This window comes from Arenibacter sp. S6351L (genome assembly GCF_023016025.1).
Taxonomy (GTDB): Bacteria; Bacteroidota; Bacteroidia; order Flavobacteriales; family Flavobacteriaceae; genus Arenibacter; species Arenibacter algicola_B.
The window spans coordinates 140,653-158,469 of sequence record NZ_JALKBB010000006.1 but is presented as its reverse complement, the minus strand read 5'-3'; the positions used below and the strand labels follow the sequence as shown (position 1 = coordinate 158,469).

Genomic DNA, 17,817 nt, shown 5'->3' with positions numbered 1-17,817 from the left:
TTATAAATTTGTATTCCATGGGGTTACAAGAGCTAACAATTACCACAGAAGAAGTTATATTGATTTTCTTTTCTTTCCTTTTTCCTCTCGATGCTTTGCTAAAAAAGGAGTGCAAAAATACAACTAAAAAATGGTTTTACAAACCTTAAAATGAGATGAATGACAATTACTTTACTATTTTCCGAAAATTGATGAAAACTATACTTAGAATCCCTATCTTGAGGCCACAAATATTAACCGTTAAAAAAATATAATTATGAGTGTTAAAGCAAAATATCAAGCTGTCTTAAACCTTGGCGAGCAGTTAAAAATAAAGGATGGTGATGTAAGTGAGGAAGCAGGTATTCTAAAAATAAAAGGGCAGGCCGCAACCCAGTACGAGAAAAATCTTTTGTGGGATAAAATAAAAGAATTGGGCGGAGAAAATCCTTCGGATATTAAAGCCAATATTACCGTAGCCGACGAAAGTGTTTATCACAGACACACCGTAAAAAGTGGAGAGTCCCTTAGTAAGATTGCCAAAAAATACTATGGCGACCCTATGAAATACAAGAAAATCTTTGAGGCAAACACTAACATCCTAAAAAATCCGGATGTTATTCACCCAGACCAAGTTTTGGTTATCCCGAACTAGGGGAAGCACAAATTAAATTCGGGCGCAGCCAGGGTTACAAACTTCCTGACTGCGCCCGAATTAATATTCAAGGGATCAATAAAAAGAAATTTCTATTTTCCTTCAATTTTACGGAGAGCAAAATTATATATGCGTTCCAATTGTTCCTTTAAACCCATATCACTGTTATCAAATTCTATGGCATCATCCGCTTTTCTCAAGGGTGAAAATTCGCGATGGGAGTCAATGTAATCCCTGGTCTGAACGTTCTTCAACACTTCTTTATACGAGACCTTCTCCCCCTTGTCCAAAAGCTCCTTATATCTTCTAAACGCCCTAGTTTCTGGAGAAGCGGTCATAAAAATCTTAAATTCGGCATTGGGAAAGACCACGGTCCCTATATCCCTGCCATCCATAACAACTCCTTTCTTCTTACCCATTTCCTGTTGCATCCCCACCAATTTCAACCTAACTTTCTCAATGGTGGCAATCTTGCTCACTTGTTGGGAAACCGGCAAGGTCCGAATTTCCTTCTCTACATTCTCCCCATTCAAATACATCTCGGAAAACCCAAGGGATTTATTGTAGACAAATTTAAGATCCACAGTGGGCAGAGCATTGACCAATCCTTCCAGATCGTCTTTTTCACCCCCAATAAAGCCTTGGCGCATAGCAAAAAGTGTTACCGCCCTGTACATGGCCCCGGTATCTACATAAACATAATCCAATGCCTTCGCCAACTGTTTGGCGATAGTACTTTTTCCTGTAGATGAATATCCATCAATTGCAATAGTTATCTTTCCCATGGGTCTAAAAATAGTAAGAATTGCTCAATTGCAGCGTATTGACAAGTGTAAATATTAACATTTTGACAAGGGAAAGCTTCCCGTAAAATACAAAAGCACCCACTTATTAGTAGGTGCTTTTGATCTATTGATAATAAAAATCTCTTTAAAGTTGCTTTGGATTTTTAACGGACTCATCTGTAATGGCAATATCTATTACCTCCTGCATGTCGTTCACATAATGAAAAGTAAGGCCCTTTAAATAATCCTCCTTAATTTCCAAAATATCCTTTCTGTTATCCTCACAAAGTATGATTTCCTTAATTTTCGCCCGCTTTGCAGCCAAAATCTTCTCCTTTATCCCTCCAACAGGAAGTACTTTGCCCCTTAGGGTAATTTCTCCCGTCATGGCCAGACTCTTTTTTATTTTTTTCTGGGTAAACAAGGACACCAAAGAGGTCAACATGGTAATTCCCGCACTGGGTCCGTCTTTTGGCGTAGCCCCTTCAGGAACGTGAATATGCACATTGTATTTATCGAATACTTCTGGATCAATACCATACCTATCCGAATTGGATTTAATATACTCCATAGCTATTGTGGCAGACTCCTTCATCACCGTACCCAAGTTACCTGTAATGGTCAGATTCCCTTTTCCCCTGGACAAAATGGACTCAATGAACAAAATATCACCTCCAACACTGGTCCAGGCCAATCCTGTAACCACACCCGCCACATCATTATTCTCGTATTTATCCCTTTCCATTCGTGCAGGTCCCAAAACCTTTTCAACATCTTCAAAGGAAACCTTTTGGTTGTATTCCTCATCCATTGCAATAGATTTTGCGGCATGCCGTACCATTTTGGCTATTTGTTTTTCCAAAGACCTTACCCCGGATTCCCTGGTATACCCCTCGACAATCTTTTCCAATTGAGGCTTCCCAATTTTCAGATGATTTACACTTAAGCCATGCTCCTTTAACTGCTTTGGCAATAGATGCCTTTTTGCAATTTCCACCTTTTCCTCTATGGTATACCCGGTTACATGTATAATTTCCATCCTATCCCTTAGGGCAGGCTGTATTTCCGCTAAGCTATTGGCCGTAGCAATGAACATTACTTTGGATAGGTCGTAGCCCATTTCCAAAAAGTTATCATGAAACTCATTGTTTTGTTCGGGATCCAAAACCTCCAACATAGCCGAGGAAGGATCACCTTGATGGCTATTGGACAGTTTATCTATTTCGTCCAAAATAAAAACAGGATTAGACTTACCTGCCTTTTTTAAACTTTGAATAATTCTACCGGGCATGGCTCCTATATAGGTTTTACGGTGCCCACGAATCTCGGCCTCGTCCCTGAGACCACCAAGTGAAATTCGTACATATTCCCTTCCCAATGCCTCGGCCACAGATTTACCCAAGGAGGTTTTACCAACTCCCGGAGGTCCAAATAGGCATAGGATAGGCGATTTCATATCATTCCTCAATTTTAGCACCGCCAAATATTCAATAATCCTTCTTTTTACATCTTCCAGACCATAATGGTCCCTATCCAATATTTTTTGGGCCCTTTTTAAATCGAACTTATCCTTGGAATATTCGTTCCAGGGAAGGTCCAGAAAGAGGTCCAAATAATTACGTTGGATGGAATACTCCGCTACCTGCGGATTCATCCTTTGCATTTTTGCCAATTCCTTTTCAAAATGTTCGGCAACGGCTTTGTTCCACTTCTTCTTTTTGGCCTTTTTGCGCATCTCATCCACTTCCTCTTCATAAGAAAGTCCTCCCAATTCCTCTTGGATGGTTTTCATTTGCTGATGAAGATAGTACTCCCGTTGTTGCTGATCCATATCAGTTCGAACCTTTGACTGAATATCATTTTTCAGTTCCAGCTTCTGAAGCTCAATGTTCATATATTTAAGGGTAGCCAATGCACGATCCTGTAAGCTGCCAATCTCCAATAATTCCTGTTTGTCCTTTACGCTCAAGTTGAGATTGGAGGAGACAAAATTTATCAGAAAAGAATCGCTCTGTATATTTTTTATAGCAAAAGAAGCCTCACTGGGGATATTGGGATTGTCCCTAATAATCTGCAATGACAATTCTTTTATAGTATCTATGATTGCCCTAAACTCCTTGTCGTCTCGTGCCGGTCTAACTTCGGTTGTTTCCCTCACGGTAGCGGTGATGTAAGGCTTTTCAGTAAGCACTTCGGCTACTTCAAATCGTTTTTTACCCTGAATGATCACCGTAGTGTTCCCATCGGGCATTTGCAGCACCCTTAAAATTCTCGCCACAGTCCCCAAAGTATTGATATCCTTTACACCGGGATTTTCTGTTTCCTCATCCTTTTGGGCCACCACACCAATAACCTTTGATCCGTTATTGGCATCCTTTATCAATTTAATGGACTTATCCCTTCCTGCTGTAATAGGAATTACCACACCGGGAAACAATACAGTATTACGCAACGGCAATATAGGCAAGGTTTCGGGCAACTTTTCATTGTTAATTTCCTCCTCATCTTCAGGTGTCATCAAGGGTATTAACTCCGCATCCTCATCAATCCCCTGCAATGACATAGTGTCAAATTGTATGTTTTTTGTTTTAGCCATATTCTATTTTCGGTCATTCTGTCATTGTTAGACAGAAAAATAATTTATATTTAATCCTGTGTATACCTTCTTTCCCTATAATAATCAGGAGGTTGAGGATTCTAGCATTTCCTTTTATTTCTATTTGGGCAATTCTTATGCCAACAAGGAAAATCTTTTTATAAATAAACTGTAACATTCCATAAATTACCTCATCTATTAAGCAAACCAATACCTTTTTGAGCCTAGAAAAGAGACATATTGATGAGTTGTTACCATTGTGCTTAAACGGCAACCGGAACGCGCAACTAGAAATTTACAATCGCTATTACAAGGGAATGTACAATGTTTCCTATAGGATTGTAAAAGACAGCGCTATTGCAGAAGATGTAATGCAGGAATCGCTATTAAGCGCATTGACCAAACTGGACCAATTTAAGGGAGAAGTTTCCTTTGGGGCCTGGCTAAAGCGAATCGTGGTCAACAACAGTATTCATCAATATAAAAAAAGGTTAAAACGCCAGGAAGTCGATCTTGGAAATGTAATGTACAAGGTCGAAGATAATGATGGATATGTCCCAGATAATGGAATGATTGAACTAAAGGCTCAAAAAGTGATTGAAACCATGAAGCTGTTAAAAGACAATTACAGAATTTCTTTGACCTTACATTTAATTGAAGGATATGATTACGAAGAAATATGCGAAATAATGAATTTGAGTTATGCCAATTGCAGAACAATGATTTCAAGGGCAAAAGAAAGCCTGAGGCAAAAATTAAATATCGAATACCATGGAAGTTGATCCTATAGAAAAACTGTTTGGGGAATTAAAAGGCTCCTTTGATACAGCAGAACCGGTAGATGGCCACAGACAAAGGTTCTTCACAAAATTAGAAGCCTCGTCTACAGCGGTAGTAAAAACCAAAAGGAAACGTTTCGGATGGAAACCTCTATCCATAGCCGCTGCTGTGCTAATATTATGCTCCCTAGGATTCAATTTCCTATATACATCCCCAAGCGTGCAACAGCAGGTTTCCAAAATTTCCCCGGAAATCACCAACACCGAATACTACTTTGCCAGTGTAATAGAGGATCAGGTAAAAAAAATGCAAAATGAAAGTACACCCGAGACTCAAAAATTGATTGCCGATACCATGATCCAACTTAAGAACTTGGATAGGGATTACAAAAAAATGGAGCAGGATCTATTGGATGGCGGCAATAGCAAACTGATATTAAGTGCCATGATCACCAATTTTCAGACCAGAATAGATCTATTGAATGAAGTGTTGGAGCAAATTGAAGAAATTAAAAATTTTAAAAACTACAAAAATGAAAATATTACGGCTTAGATATATACTCGCCTTGTTATGGCTTGTTCCCATCAGTTCTTTTTCCAACAATGATATGCCTAGAGGTAAATACACCAAGGAAAAAACCATTAAAAAAGAGTACAAAGTAAATCTGGAAGCCTTATTGAAAATCGATAATAGCTATGGAAATTTAAATATAAGCTCTTGGAACCAGGATAGGATAACCATAGAGGTCCATATTAAGACCACTGGGGACAACGAAGATAAGGTACAGCGTAAGCTGGATGAAATTACCGTGGATTTTGAGGGCAACAGCACTATGGTTTCTGCCACTACCATCTTTAACAAGGATAAAAATAGTTGGGGATGGAATTGGGGCAGCAGCAATAATGTAAATATGCAAGTAAACTATACGGTTAAAATCCCCATAAAGAACAGTGTTAATCTTAGCAACGACTATGGTAGTATTATTTTGGACAGAATAGACGGCCACGCCAAAATTAATTGCGACTATGGACGATTGGAAATTGGGGAACTACACGGGAGAAGCAACCAATTATCCTTCGATTATACCTCCAAATCTACCATTGGTTATATAAATAGCGGCAAAATCAATGCCGATTATTCCGGCTTTACCATTGAAAAGGCAGGGAATCTGGATATTGTTGCCGACTACACCAACGCCACGGTCCAAACAATGGAAGACCTGTCTTATGTTTGCGATTATGGCAAATTGGAAATCGGGCAAGCCAGAAATATTCAGGGCAATGGTGATTATATAAATGTAAGCCTGGGAACAATACATGGCAACGTGGATATAAAATCGAGCTACGGGTCAGTGAAAATTGATGAGATGGCAGCCGATGCCAAAAACCTTCGGATAAACACGGATTACACCGGCATAAAAATAGGGTACTCCCCAGCTTATCATTTCGATTTTGAAATCGACACAAAATATGCAGGGGTAAGTGGAAAGGATGAATTCGAAATAAACATTAGCAACGAAAAATCCCACCAAAAATACTTTAAAGGCTATTACGGAAGTCAAAACAGTGGCAATCTAATGACTATTACAAGTGAATACGGCGGGATTTCATTTAATAAAAAATAACTTTAAACAGATAAAGATGAAACACATAACAACCACCCTACTCAGTCTATTTATCCTTGGTAGCATTAGCGCCCAAAGAAACAATAAAATAAGAGGAAACGGTAATCAGGTTACCATCGAGAGAACCACAAAGCACTACGATCAAATTGCAATTTCAGGATTCTTCGATATTGATTTGGTAGAAGGCAAGGAAGGTTTGCTCACGTTAGTGGGAGAACAAAATATATTGGACCATATTACAACCGAAGTTAATGGGAATAAATTAACCATTAAAGTCAAAAACGGATATAACCTAAATCCGTCTTCTTGGAGAAAAGGGGTTTCCATAACCATTCCTGTAGAAAGCATAAGTGCCTTGAGTTTATCTGGCTCTGGGGATATTGTTAGTAAAAAGACCTTAAAAGCCGATTTTTTTGAAACCACAATATCGGGCTCAGGAGACATTTCCCTAGCACTCGAGGTAAAATCCTTGAAAGCAAGTATGTCCGGTTCCGGGGATATGGTATTAAGTGGAAAAACAACCGATTTAGATGTATCTATCTCAGGATCTGGGAATATCAATGCCTATGACCTAAGTGCCGACCATGTGGATGCCACTGTTTCGGGTTCGGCAAATGTAAAGGTAACCGCTAATAAGGAAATAAACGCAAAAGTATCTGGTTCGGGCGATATAGATTATCGGGGCAATCCTGAAAAAATTAATACTAAGGTTTCAGGATCTGGAGACATAACCATGCAATAAATGAAAATACTACCTTAAGAACTTATATTCCCCTGGCCCTATTTACCCTGGTCAGAAGAAATGCGCCTGCCATAAAAAACAATCCAAGCAAAATAATGGCGTATCGCATACTTCCAAAATATTGGGCCGCAAAACCATATAAGAAAGTGCCTATAACAATTCCTATCTTTTCCGCTACATCATAAAAACTAAAAAAAGATGCAGTATCTGTGGTTTCTGGTAAAAATTTGGAATAGGTGGACCTAGAAAGCGCCTGAATCCCACCCATAACGATACCCACACACCCTGCTGCTATATAAAAATCGATAGGCGTAATCAAAAAATAAGCATAAATGCAAATCAATACCCAAAGTATATTCACCACAATAAGTGTCCCAATATTGCCGAAGGTTTTGGATGCCTTGGCGGTAAGCGTTGCCCCAGCAATGGCAACAAGCTGAATAAGAAGGATACTAACAATCAATCCTGTTGTTCTTTCGGAATCCGAATTCCATTGAATCTCCTCTTCCCCAAAATAAGTTGCAATCAACATAACGGTCTGTACAGCCATGCTATAGATAAAAAAGGCGGCCAAATATCGTTTCAATTTTAATTGCCCTGCCATTTGATGCCATACATTCTTTAGCTCTCTAAAACCATTAAGTATTATATGTTGCCTAACCCCTTCCCTTTTAAACCCTTTGGGAAGAAAATAAAAACTATACTGGGAAAATCCTATCCACCAAAGGCCTACCGTTAGAAACGAATACCTCATCGCCTTTATTTCCGCGATTCCGCCAGCGTCGGTTTCGATTCCAAAGAGATTGGGCTTCATGACCATTGCCAAATTAAAAAGCAGCAAAATAACACTTCCAATATAGCCAAGAGAAAAGCCTTTTGCACTAATTCTATCCTGTTGTTCTGGAAAAGCAATATCTGGCAGGTATGAGTTACTAAAGGCAAAACTTACCCAAAACCCCACCAATCCAAAAAAATAACAAAGCAGACTGAAGTAAATATTTTCCAAGGAAAACCAGTATAGCCCTATGCAGGACAATGCCCCCAAGTAACAAAACAACTTCATAAAGAGCCTTTTGTTCCCCAAATAGTCTGCAATACCGGATAAAATAGGTGTTATAAGGGCTATAAACAAAAACGCAGCCGAGGTAACATAGCTTATTAGGGGTGCCCTCGCAATTTCTCCACCAAAGACAACGACCTTCTCTATTCCGGCCACCCGGAACAGGGCCCCATAAAAAATGGGAAATATGGCAGATGAAATTACAAGGCTATAAACAGAATTTGCCCAATCATAAAATGCCCATGCGTTTAATAATTTTTTACTGCCCTTTATAGGAAAGATTCTAGTCATTTATAAAAAAAGCTGCTCCTATAAGAGCAGCTTTCCAATTATAATTAGTACTTAATTTTTTATTTTACCTATCACTATTGAAAAGTAGTAACGCCAAATTTAGCCGCTTCCTTTTTGGCCAAAGGTGCCCATTCCGTAAGGTTGGCAATACGGGTTTCGTTGGAGGGGTGGGTACTTAGAAACTCTGGCGGTGCACTACCTCCACTATTGGCCTGCATTCTCTTCCAAAGTTCTGCAGCTTCATCTGGATTATAACCCGCAATGGCCATAATCTGCAAACCAATTCTATCGGCTTCTGTCTCATGACTTCTACTAAAAGGAAGCATTACCCCAACCTGGGAACCAATTCCATAAGCTTGATTGAATATGTTCCTTTTTTGCTCATCCTGTATCACCACATTGCCAGCCACAGCCCCCAATTGCTGCAAGGTGCCGGCGCTCATCCGTTGCGCTCCATGGTCCGCCAAGGCGTGCGCCACCTCATGGCCCATTACCACTGCCACTCCGGTCTCCCCTTGACATATAGGCAGGATCCCGGTATAAAAAACAATTTTACCACCCGGCATACACCAAGCATTCACTGTTTCATCATTCACCAAATTATATTCCCATTTGTAATCCTTGAGGTAACCTGGATAACCATTGGCTGCTAACCAACGTTCGGCAGCCGCTGCAATACGCTGACCTGTTTTTGTTATCATTTTTGCATCGTCTGTTCCGGTAATTACCTTGTTCTCTCCAAGAAATTGGTCATATTGAGCAAAAGCTGTTGGAAAAATTTGACTATTCGGGTAAAAGTTCAAAACCTTTTGCCCTGTAAAAGGATTGGTCTTACAGGCCGCAACCCCTAAAAAGACCATTATTATTAAAACTATTTTTTTCATCTTAAGATTAAATATTTATTCACCGAAAATTACAAAAAATTTAGGCACCAATAATGTGTAACAAAGTAAAATCCTTGCTGATATGAATATTGTTGTTCCCATTTAACTTAACATCCTTCAAATCCACAAACTCATTATCTATTTGTATTTTCTTAATTTTGAAGGGCAAGCCATGAAGATTCATTTTTAAGGTTGTATAGGATGTTATAAAACTTCCGTCCTTAAACTGCTGTATAAGCAGTTCGTTTGCTTTTCCCTTTAAATTAAAGTTTCTAAGACTGTACCTGCCTTTTTTGTAATCATAACCGTCCTGGCCATCCTCGTAGACTGTTGAAGTTTCAACACCATTTTTAAAGTATACATCCAAAACCAATTCTTTTATTTCCAGTTCACCAACATATTGTTGAACGGGGTATTTCGGAATCATGGCTCCTTCTTTAATAAAGATCGGAATTTTATCCAAACCTGCTACCACCCATTTCTCCATACCACCAACTACGGCTTCATTGGTCCAATAATTGTACCAAGTACCTCTGGGCAGGTACATCCTTCTACCTTGGGCATTGGGTTCATGAACCGGGCATATCAAGATTTGCTCCCCAAAAATAAATTCATCGGTCCTAAAATGCGTCTGATAATCTTCTTGATCAAAATGCACCAATGGTTTCAACATGGGCACTCCTTCTTTGGAATACCGGTAGAACATAGTATACAAATATGGCAATAGTTGATAGCGCAATTCAATAAATTTGCGCACAATATTGGTTACTTCGTCATCAAAGGACCATGGCTCCTGATCGCCGTGATCACCACTGGAATGCACCCTACAGAAAGGGTGGAAAACTCCCAATTGAATCCATCTGGCAAACAGCTCGCCATTGGGTTGTTCCGCAAAACCCCCAATATCCGAACCTACGAACGAATAGCCGCTCATACACATGCGTTGCGCCTGTACATTCGCAATCCATAAATGTTCCCATGTGGCAATATTATCGCCGGTCCATGTAGAAGAAAACCTTTGGGTCCCCGCGAATGCCGCCCTGGTAATTACAAAGGGCCGCTTTGGATATACGTACTTTTTAATGCCCTCATAGGTAGCACGAACCATCTGCATTCCATATACATTGTGGGCTTTTCTGTGCGAACAAGGATGTCCATCATAATCATGACGGGTATCCAAAGGTGCCGTCTTGGTGGGAACCTCCATAACTGCTGGTTCGTTCATATCGTTCCAAACCGCATGGACACCAATTTCCGACATCATTTCCTTATACAGTTCAGCCCACCACTCCCTAACCTTGGGATTGGTAAAATCCGGAAAATTACATTCCCCGGGCCACACCTTACCTTTCATGAACGCACCATCGGCCCGTTTGCAGAAATAATCATTTTCAATGGCCTCTTGATATACCCAATAATCCTTATCTATCTTTATGCCCGGATCTATCATTACAACCGTTTTAAATCCCTTTTCCTCCAAATCCGAAATCATTTTTTTCGGATTCGGAAAACGCGATTTATCCCAAGTAAAACACCTAAATCCATCCATATAATCAATGTCCAAATAAATGGCATCACAAGGAATCTTCATTTTTCGAAAATTCTTGGCTATTGCCCTAACATTACTTTCCGGATAGTAGCTCCATTTGGATTGATGGTAACCCATAGCCCACATTGGCGGCAACTCTGGCGTCCCTGTTAAATTGGTGTAGGCTTTGACTACTTGGCTCATTTGTGGACCGTAGATGAAATAATAATTCATCTCTCCCCCATCTGCCCAAAAACTGGTTACATTTCTGCGCTCATGCGCAAAATCGAAATTTGTTTTAAACGTATTGTCAAAGAAAATCCCATAGGACTTATTATTGTGCAAGCCTATAAAAAAAGGAATCGCCTTGTACAAAGGATCTTGATCCTTTCCATAGGCGTATTGGTCCGTTACCCAATTACTTACTCGTTTGCCCTTAAGGTTGGAATGTGTTGCTTTATCTCCCAAACCGTAGAAACTCTCGGCATTTTGGGTAATCTTGCTCATTTTTACAGAATTCCCCCCAAACTCATAGTTCTCTTCCCAATGAAAACCAAGCTCATCCTCATTAATGATATTGCCATCAAGATCCGAAATCTGGGTCCTCAGGGTCTTTTTATCTACAAGTACCTTTAGTTTGGCGGTATATACCAAATATTCTGTTGGAGTCTCCTCTACCTTAAGGTGATTAAACCCAACACTAACATTTTCGCTGATGGCATAAGAAAAATCGGGCTCAAAAATATTTTCGGTAGCATATCTAAATCTCAATATACTGTCCCGCAAAATTGTCATCTCCAAAATGACACCGTTTGAGGTGGTAAAATACAATTTATCCGTATCCCTGTGAAATTCAACAATTGTATTGGGGTATAAATTGCCTTTGTATTCAAGTTCAGTATTAGTGATCATGGGTGGTTAAATTTGCGAATACAAAAAAAGTACATTCATGTGAATTAAAGAAATGATATGCGGTGCAATTATATTCAGTAACATTATAATTCCTAAAATCACTTAAAAACGACTATTCCAAGTGGTGGAATGTTGATTTCCACAGACTTATCATATCCATGCCAAGCGGTTTTACCAATTTTCAATGTGCCGTTTTTCATTCCTGTACCGCCATATTTGGTATCATCACTATTGAAAATTTCCTTTAATTGCCCCGTTTTAGAAATTCCCATTCTATATTTTTCCCTTGGAACCGGGGTAAAATTACAGGCTACATAGATATTTTGCTTAGGGTCATTTCCTTTTCTAATATAGGTAAGCACGGAATTTTGATGGTCCCCGTAATCTATCCATTGAAAACCCTCCGGACTAAATTGTTTCTCATACAGGGCAGGATATTCCTGATATAACTTGTTCAAGTCTTTCACCAATTTTTGAATTCCACTATGGAAGTCATATTGTAGAAGATGCCAATCCAAACTTTTTTGAAAATTCCATTCGGAAGATTGCCCAAATTCCCCGCCCATGAAAATTAAATTGGTCCCGGGATGGGTATACATATACCCAAAAAGTAATCTTAAATTGGCAAAACGCTGCCATTCATCTCCGGGCATCCTATACAATAGGGACTGTTTACCATAAACCACTTCATCATGGGAAAAGGGCAACATAAAATTCTCTGTAAAGGCATAGGTTGCACTAAAGGTCAAATCGTTTTGATGGTGCTTCCTATAAATGGGTTCTTTTTTAAAATACTCCAAGGTATCGTGCATCCATCCCATCATCCATTTCATTCCAAAACCAAGGCCTCCCATACTCACTGGTTTGGATACCATTGAAAAGGAGGTAGATTCTTCCGCAATCATCTGTATTCCCTCAAAATTGGAATAAACGGTTTCATTAAGTTCCCTTATAAATGAAATTGCCTCCAAATTCTCATTATTACCATATATATTGGGTTCCCACTGACCCTCATCCCTGGAATAATCCAAATATAGCATAGATGCCACCGCGTCTACACGCAGTGCATCGGCATGGAATTGATCTAACCAAAACATGGCATTACTGATCAAAAATGCCCTTACCTCATTTCTACCGTAATTAAATATCAAGCTCTTCCAATCCGGGTGATAGCCTCTTCTACTATCGGGATGCTCATAAAGATGGGAGCCGTCAAAAAATCCCAAACCGTGGGCATCTTCCGGAAAATGCGATGGTACCCAATCCAAGATAACCCCAATTCCATTTTGGTGCAATGCATCTACCAACAATTTAAACCCTTCAGGTTTTCCGAATCTCGAGGTAGGGGCAAAATAACCCGTTAATTGATATCCCCATGATGGATCATATGGATACTCCATAATGGGCATAAACTCCACATGGGTAAAATTCATCTCCTTAACATATTTCACCAAATCTTCGGCCAATTCCGAATAGGTCAAATAATCATTATTGGATTTTCGCTTCCAAGATCCCAAATGCACTTCATAAACAGCGAATGGTTTATCCAGGGCATTTTTTTCCTTTCTGGACTTCATCCAGGTATTGTCTCCCCATTGGTGTTTATCTTCCCAAACTATAGATGCCGTCATAGGTGGGTGTTCACAGCTTCGGGCAAAGGGGTCTGCCTTTTCGGTTACCACTCCGTGATTGGTAGAATGAACAATATATTTGTACAAAGTACCCTTTCCCAAATCGGGAACGAACCCCTCCCAGATACCGCTACCGTCCCAGCGAACATACAGTTGATGGTCTGCTTCGTACCAACTATTAAAATCGCCCACCACAGAAACGGAACGCGCAGAAGGCGCCCAAACGGCAAAATAAGTGCCTTTTACCCCGTTGACTTCAATAAGGTGGGATCCCAACTTTTCATATAATTTGAAATGTTTGCCCGCCTTAAATAGATCAATGTCAAAATCTGTAAATAAACTATGGGATACTACTTTGGTCATGATTACGTTATTTAGTGCACAGTTAAGACAACTTTGTTCTGTAACTTGAATATAAGAACAAAATGTTTTCTCTAAAACCTAACTTTGCAAGTATAGATATAAAAAATGGAACGCTTTTTGAAACTACAATAAAAATACAATAACATTTTATAGATATTGATTAATCCCTAAAATAATTATTATGAAAAAAGTTACCCTAGTACTCGGCGCATTTATTGCTTTATTTTTTATCTCCTGTGAAGGACCTGCAGGACCTCCAGGCTATGATGGTTTTGATGGAGCGGACGGACAGGACGGAGAGGATGGCATTCAAGGACAAGTATTTGAAGTAGACAATATTGACTTCAGTTATAATGCTGCAGGAGACATCTATTCCTACGTTATTACATTTTCTGATTTTACAAGTTTCCCTGTTTACGAATCTGATGCAGTTTTGGTATACCGATTTGATGGTTCCATTGATTATCAAGACAATACAACAGCCGACGCATGGAGCCTGATACCGCAAAATTTCTTTGTACCTCAAGGAACCATACAATATTCCAATACCCATACATTTATAGACGTTGAGCTTTTTATTGACGGAAATTTTGACCTTTCCAATTTAGATACCGGATTTACGGACAATCAATTGTTCAGAATTGTTATCCTACCAAGCCAATATGCTGAATCAAAATTGGATAAATCCAATATTAATGCCGTAATGAGAACTATAGGAGTTGAAAACAAAGACGTTAAGCGATTTACATTGGACTAAAATTAGCTCTAAAATTTTAATGGCCCTTATTTCCTTCAAGAAATAAGGGCTATTTTTATACATTAAAACCGAAAATCAAGAATTGACGCAGATCAAGGAATGAAAGGAAGCTACCCTCATTTCGTCTAAATGTTAGGAAGCACAAAAAAAAATAAAATACGCTATGAAAAAAATAATATTCGCACTTTGTGTAATGTTTATTGGATGCAAGGGAACCTCTCAGGAAAAGGAAGTATCCAAAATAGATTCTAAAAAAAAGGAGCAATTTAAAGTCACCAAAACAGAAGCCGAGTGGCGTAAACAATTAACGGACATGCAGTTTTATGTGCTGCGAAAGGCAGGTACCGAAAACCCTGGGTCAAGCGAATTACTGCATAACAAACAAAAAGGTGTTTATACCTGTGCCGCCTGTGGAACCGAGCTTTTCAAAAGCGACCACAAGTTCGATTCCGGAACGGGATGGCCTAGTTTTGACAGGGAGATAAAAGGAAATGTTGCCTTTGATGTGGATTACGATTTAGGATATGCCAGAAAAGAAGAACACTGTGCAACCTGCGGTGGCCACTTAGGTCATGTTTTTAACGATGGACCTAAAAAAACTACTGGCGAGAGACATTGCATAAACGGGGCGGCCTTGAACTTTGTACCGGAAAAATAAGGTCCATCCACAATTCCATAAACTAAACAATTCTTTAGGCTGGCCAGTACATACATACGGGCCAGCCTTATTTATTCCAATTAATTTAAAATGGCCTCTGTGTGGATTCAGTATGGTTTTGTAACTTTGCGACTTCATAATTTATTTATCAAAAAAAATATAAATGAGCAATTTCGATATTATTGTATTAGGTAGTGGTCCTGGAGGTTATGTAGCCGCAATCAGAGCCTCTCAATTGGGATTTAAGACTGCCATTATAGAAAAGGAAAATCTTGGTGGCGTCTGTTTAAATTGGGGATGTATCCCTACCAAAGCATTATTGAAATCCGCTCAGGTTTTCGAATATTTGCTTCATGCTGCCGATTACGGACTAAAGGCCGAAGGTGTGGACAAAGACTTTAATGCGGTGGTCAAAAGAAGTAGGAACGTTGCGGAAGGTATGAGTAAAGGCGTTCAATTTTTGATGAAAAAAAATAAGATTGAAGTCATTCAAGGTTATGGAACCTTAAAACCAGGCAAAAAGGTAAGTGTAAAGTCGGATGACGGTAAAGAGACCGAGTATTCGGCCAATAACATTATTATTGCTACAGGTGCACGTAGTAGGGAACTACCTAGTTTACCACAGGACGGCAAAAAAATTATAGGCTACCGTGAGGCTATGTCCTTGGACAAACAGCCAAAGAAAATGCTTGTAGTGGGCAGTGGAGCCATAGGTATCGAATTTGCCTATTTCTACAATGCAATGGGTACAGAGGTAACCGTAGTGGAGTTTTTACCAAATGTAGTACCGGTAGAGGACGAAGAAATTTCCAAACAATTGGAACGTAGCCTTAAAAAGACCGGAATAAAAATTATGACCTCCTCCGAGGTAACCAAGGTAGACACTTCTGGAACTGGGGTGAAAGCAACCGTAAAAACCAGTAAAGGGGAAGAAATCCTAGAGGCCGATATTGTATTGTCTGCCGTGGGTATCAAGACCAATATCGAAAATATTGGTTTGGAAAATGTTGGAATTGCAACGGATAGGGATAAAATTTTGGTAAACGATTATTACCAGACCAATATTCCTGGATACTTCGCCATTGGTGATGTAACTCCAGGACAGGCCTTGGCCCATGTTGCCTCGGCAGAAGGAATACTTTGTGTGGAGAAAATTGCGGATATGCATGTGGAGCCCTTGGATTATGGTAATATCCCAGGATGTACCTACTGCTCTCCCGAAATAGCATCGGTTGGACTTACCGAAAAACAGGCTATTGAAAAGGGATATGAAATAAAAGTTGGTAAATTCCCATTTTCAGCTAGTGGAAAAGCCAGTGCTTCCGGTAACAAAGACGGTTTTGTGAAAGTAATTTTCGATGCCAAATACGGCGAATGGTTAGGATGCCACATGATCGGCGCAGGAGTTACGGACATGATTGCCGAAGCTGTAGTGGCCCGTAAATTGGAGACTACAGGCCATGAGATCCTAAAAGCTGTGCATCCACACCCTACCATGAGCGAAGCGGTAATGGAAGCTGTTGCACATGCGTACGGGGAAGTAATACATATATAAATTTATACTAAAGGCATAGTCCTTTAACAATTTAGCCCCGTTAGACCCAAAGCCTGACGGGGCTAAAAAATAATTAGATCAAGAACATTACCGAAAAAGATATGTTGAAGATATTTAGCTTGACTGCAATTCTCGAAGGTATTTCCTATTTACTGCTTTTTGGTATTGGAATGCCTTTAAAATACATGGCCCAAATACCAGAACCCAACATCTATATTGGGTATGCCCATGGATTCCTTTTTATGGCCTATGTGGTCCTGGCAATCGTGGTCTGCATAGAAAAAAAGTGGGACCTAAAGATGTTTGCCATCCTATTTATTGCTTCCCTTGTTCCTTTTGGCACTTTTTATGTTGACAAGAAGTATCTAAAGCCACAAATGGCCGTAAATAGTGGGCAGTAGGTAGTTGACAGTATTCAGTAAGCAGTTTTCAGTAGGCATAACCGTACGTCCCTGATACTGTACAATTACTGTAATCAACTTAAATGGCTATTATTTTCTTCACCCGGTCTACAACCTTAGACTTTATTCAAAAAGCTTTGAATGGCCAGGTCGTAACTTTTTAACCCAAAGCCTAAAATAACCCCTTTGGCCGCTGGGGAAATATAGGAGGTATGTCTAAACTCCTCCCTCCCAAAAGTATTGCTAATATGCACCTCTACCACCGGAGTGGTAATTCCTTTTATAGCATCGCCAATACCTATGGACGTATGGGTATATGCACCGGCATTCAGGATAATACCTTCATATCCTTCAAAACCGCATTCGTGTAATTTATTAATGATTTCACCCTCTATATTGGACTGATAATATTCCAATTGCACCTCCTTGAACTTGAATTGCAAAGTGGCAAAATACTCCTCAAAAGTGGTTTTTCCGTAAACCTCGGGCTCGCGTTTGCCCAAAAGGTTAAGGTTTGGTCCGTTGACAATGATAATCTTCATGGGATAAATGTAAGAAATTGTAATTCATAAAAAAAGTGGAAGCAAATTCTTGATTCCACTTTTAAATACTTTAC

16 protein-coding genes are annotated in these 17,817 nt (G+C 39.5%); 9 read left to right on the top strand and 7 right to left on the bottom strand.

Annotated features, from left to right (window positions below; translation table 11 throughout):
- The first annotated feature begins 256 nt into the window (after positions 1-256).
- Positions 257-634, top strand: a complete 378-nt coding sequence (locus MWU82_RS07165; protein ID WP_110357789.1) for a LysM peptidoglycan-binding domain-containing protein — start codon at positions 257-259, stop codon at positions 632-634.
- Positions 635-726: 92 nt separating this feature from the next.
- On the opposite strand, the gene cmk is transcribed toward MWU82_RS07165, so the two are convergent.
- A complete protein-coding gene (cmk, locus tag MWU82_RS07160) occupies positions 727-1,419 on the bottom strand; it encodes a (d)CMP kinase (protein WP_215946521.1) in 693 nt (230 codons plus the stop codon).
- Between the two features lie 145 nt (positions 1,420-1,564).
- Positions 1,565-4,015, bottom strand: coding sequence for an endopeptidase La (gene lon / locus MWU82_RS07155; protein WP_247095836.1), 2,451 nt, complete (start codon positions 4,013-4,015; stop codon positions 1,565-1,567).
- A gap of 218 nt (positions 4,016-4,233) precedes the next feature.
- Here lon and MWU82_RS07150 point away from each other — a divergent pair, with 218 nt between their 5' ends.
- The 4 genes from MWU82_RS07150 to MWU82_RS07135 are packed head-to-tail and all read left to right on the top strand — an operon-like array spanning position 4,234 to position 7,161.
- Positions 4,234-4,797, top strand: coding sequence for an RNA polymerase sigma factor (locus tag MWU82_RS07150; protein ID WP_215946520.1), 564 nt, complete (start codon positions 4,234-4,236; stop codon positions 4,795-4,797).
- Complete coding sequence (locus MWU82_RS07145; RefSeq protein WP_215946519.1) at positions 4,787-5,347, top strand: hypothetical protein; 561 nt, start codon at positions 4,787-4,789, stop codon at positions 5,345-5,347. The genes MWU82_RS07150 and MWU82_RS07145 overlap by 11 nt, the downstream gene beginning before the upstream one ends.
- Positions 5,328-6,419 carry a hypothetical protein gene (locus MWU82_RS07140; RefSeq protein WP_215946518.1) on the top strand — a complete coding sequence of 364 codons (1,092 nt, stop codon included), beginning with the start codon at positions 5,328-5,330 and terminating at the stop codon, positions 6,417-6,419. Before MWU82_RS07145 ends, MWU82_RS07140 begins: the two co-directional genes overlap by 20 nt.
- Positions 6,420-6,435: 16 nt before the next feature.
- Positions 6,436-7,161, top strand: coding sequence for a head GIN domain-containing protein (locus tag MWU82_RS07135; protein ID WP_215946517.1), 726 nt, complete (start codon positions 6,436-6,438; stop codon positions 7,159-7,161).
- A gap of 22 nt (positions 7,162-7,183) precedes the next feature.
- On the opposite strand, the gene MWU82_RS07130 is transcribed toward MWU82_RS07135, so the two are convergent.
- From MWU82_RS07130 to glgB, 4 genes are all read right to left on the bottom strand, one after another.
- The gene (locus MWU82_RS07130; protein ID WP_215946516.1) at positions 7,184-8,512 is read right to left on the bottom strand and encodes an MFS transporter; all 1,329 of its coding nucleotides are present in this window, start codon (positions 8,510-8,512) and stop codon (positions 7,184-7,186) included.
- Positions 8,513-8,586: 74 nt separating this feature from the next.
- Positions 8,587-9,396, bottom strand: a complete 810-nt coding sequence (locus tag MWU82_RS07125) for a M48 family metallopeptidase (protein ID WP_247095835.1) — start codon at positions 9,394-9,396, stop codon at positions 8,587-8,589.
- A 40-nt stretch (positions 9,397-9,436) separates the two neighbouring features.
- Positions 9,437-11,836, bottom strand: a complete 2,400-nt coding sequence (locus MWU82_RS07120; RefSeq protein ID WP_247095834.1) for a glycoside hydrolase family 31 protein — start codon at positions 11,834-11,836, stop codon at positions 9,437-9,439.
- 98 nt (positions 11,837-11,934) lie between these two features.
- Positions 11,935-13,830, bottom strand: coding sequence for a 1,4-alpha-glucan branching protein GlgB (glgB, locus tag MWU82_RS07115; RefSeq protein ID WP_215946513.1), 1,896 nt, complete (start codon positions 13,828-13,830; stop codon positions 11,935-11,937).
- 181 nt (positions 13,831-14,011) lie between these two features.
- Here glgB and MWU82_RS07110 point away from each other — a divergent pair, with 181 nt between their 5' ends.
- From MWU82_RS07110 to MWU82_RS07095, 4 genes are all read left to right on the top strand, one after another.
- Positions 14,012-14,587: a collagen-like protein gene (locus tag MWU82_RS07110; protein WP_215946512.1), complete on the top strand. Its 576-nt coding sequence runs from the start codon at positions 14,012-14,014 to the stop codon at positions 14,585-14,587.
- 163 nt (positions 14,588-14,750) lie between these two features.
- Positions 14,751-15,245: a peptide-methionine (R)-S-oxide reductase MsrB gene (gene msrB, locus MWU82_RS07105; protein ID WP_215946511.1), complete on the top strand. Its 495-nt coding sequence runs from the start codon at positions 14,751-14,753 to the stop codon at positions 15,243-15,245.
- A 163-nt stretch (positions 15,246-15,408) separates the two neighbouring features.
- On the top strand, positions 15,409-16,800 hold the full coding sequence (lpdA, locus tag MWU82_RS07100) for a dihydrolipoyl dehydrogenase (protein WP_247095832.1): 1,392 nt from the start codon (positions 15,409-15,411) through the stop codon (positions 16,798-16,800).
- 101 nt (positions 16,801-16,901) lie between these two features.
- Entirely contained in the window at positions 16,902-17,201 is a 300-nt protein-coding gene (locus MWU82_RS07095) for a DUF3817 domain-containing protein (RefSeq protein WP_247095830.1), read from the top strand.
- Positions 17,202-17,317: 116 nt separating this feature from the next.
- Here the strand turns inward: MWU82_RS07095 and aroQ are convergent, their stop codons facing one another.
- On the bottom strand, positions 17,318-17,743 hold the full coding sequence (aroQ, locus tag MWU82_RS07090; protein WP_215946508.1) for a type II 3-dehydroquinate dehydratase: 426 nt from the start codon (positions 17,741-17,743) through the stop codon (positions 17,318-17,320).
- Positions 17,744-17,817 lie beyond the last annotated feature (74 nt).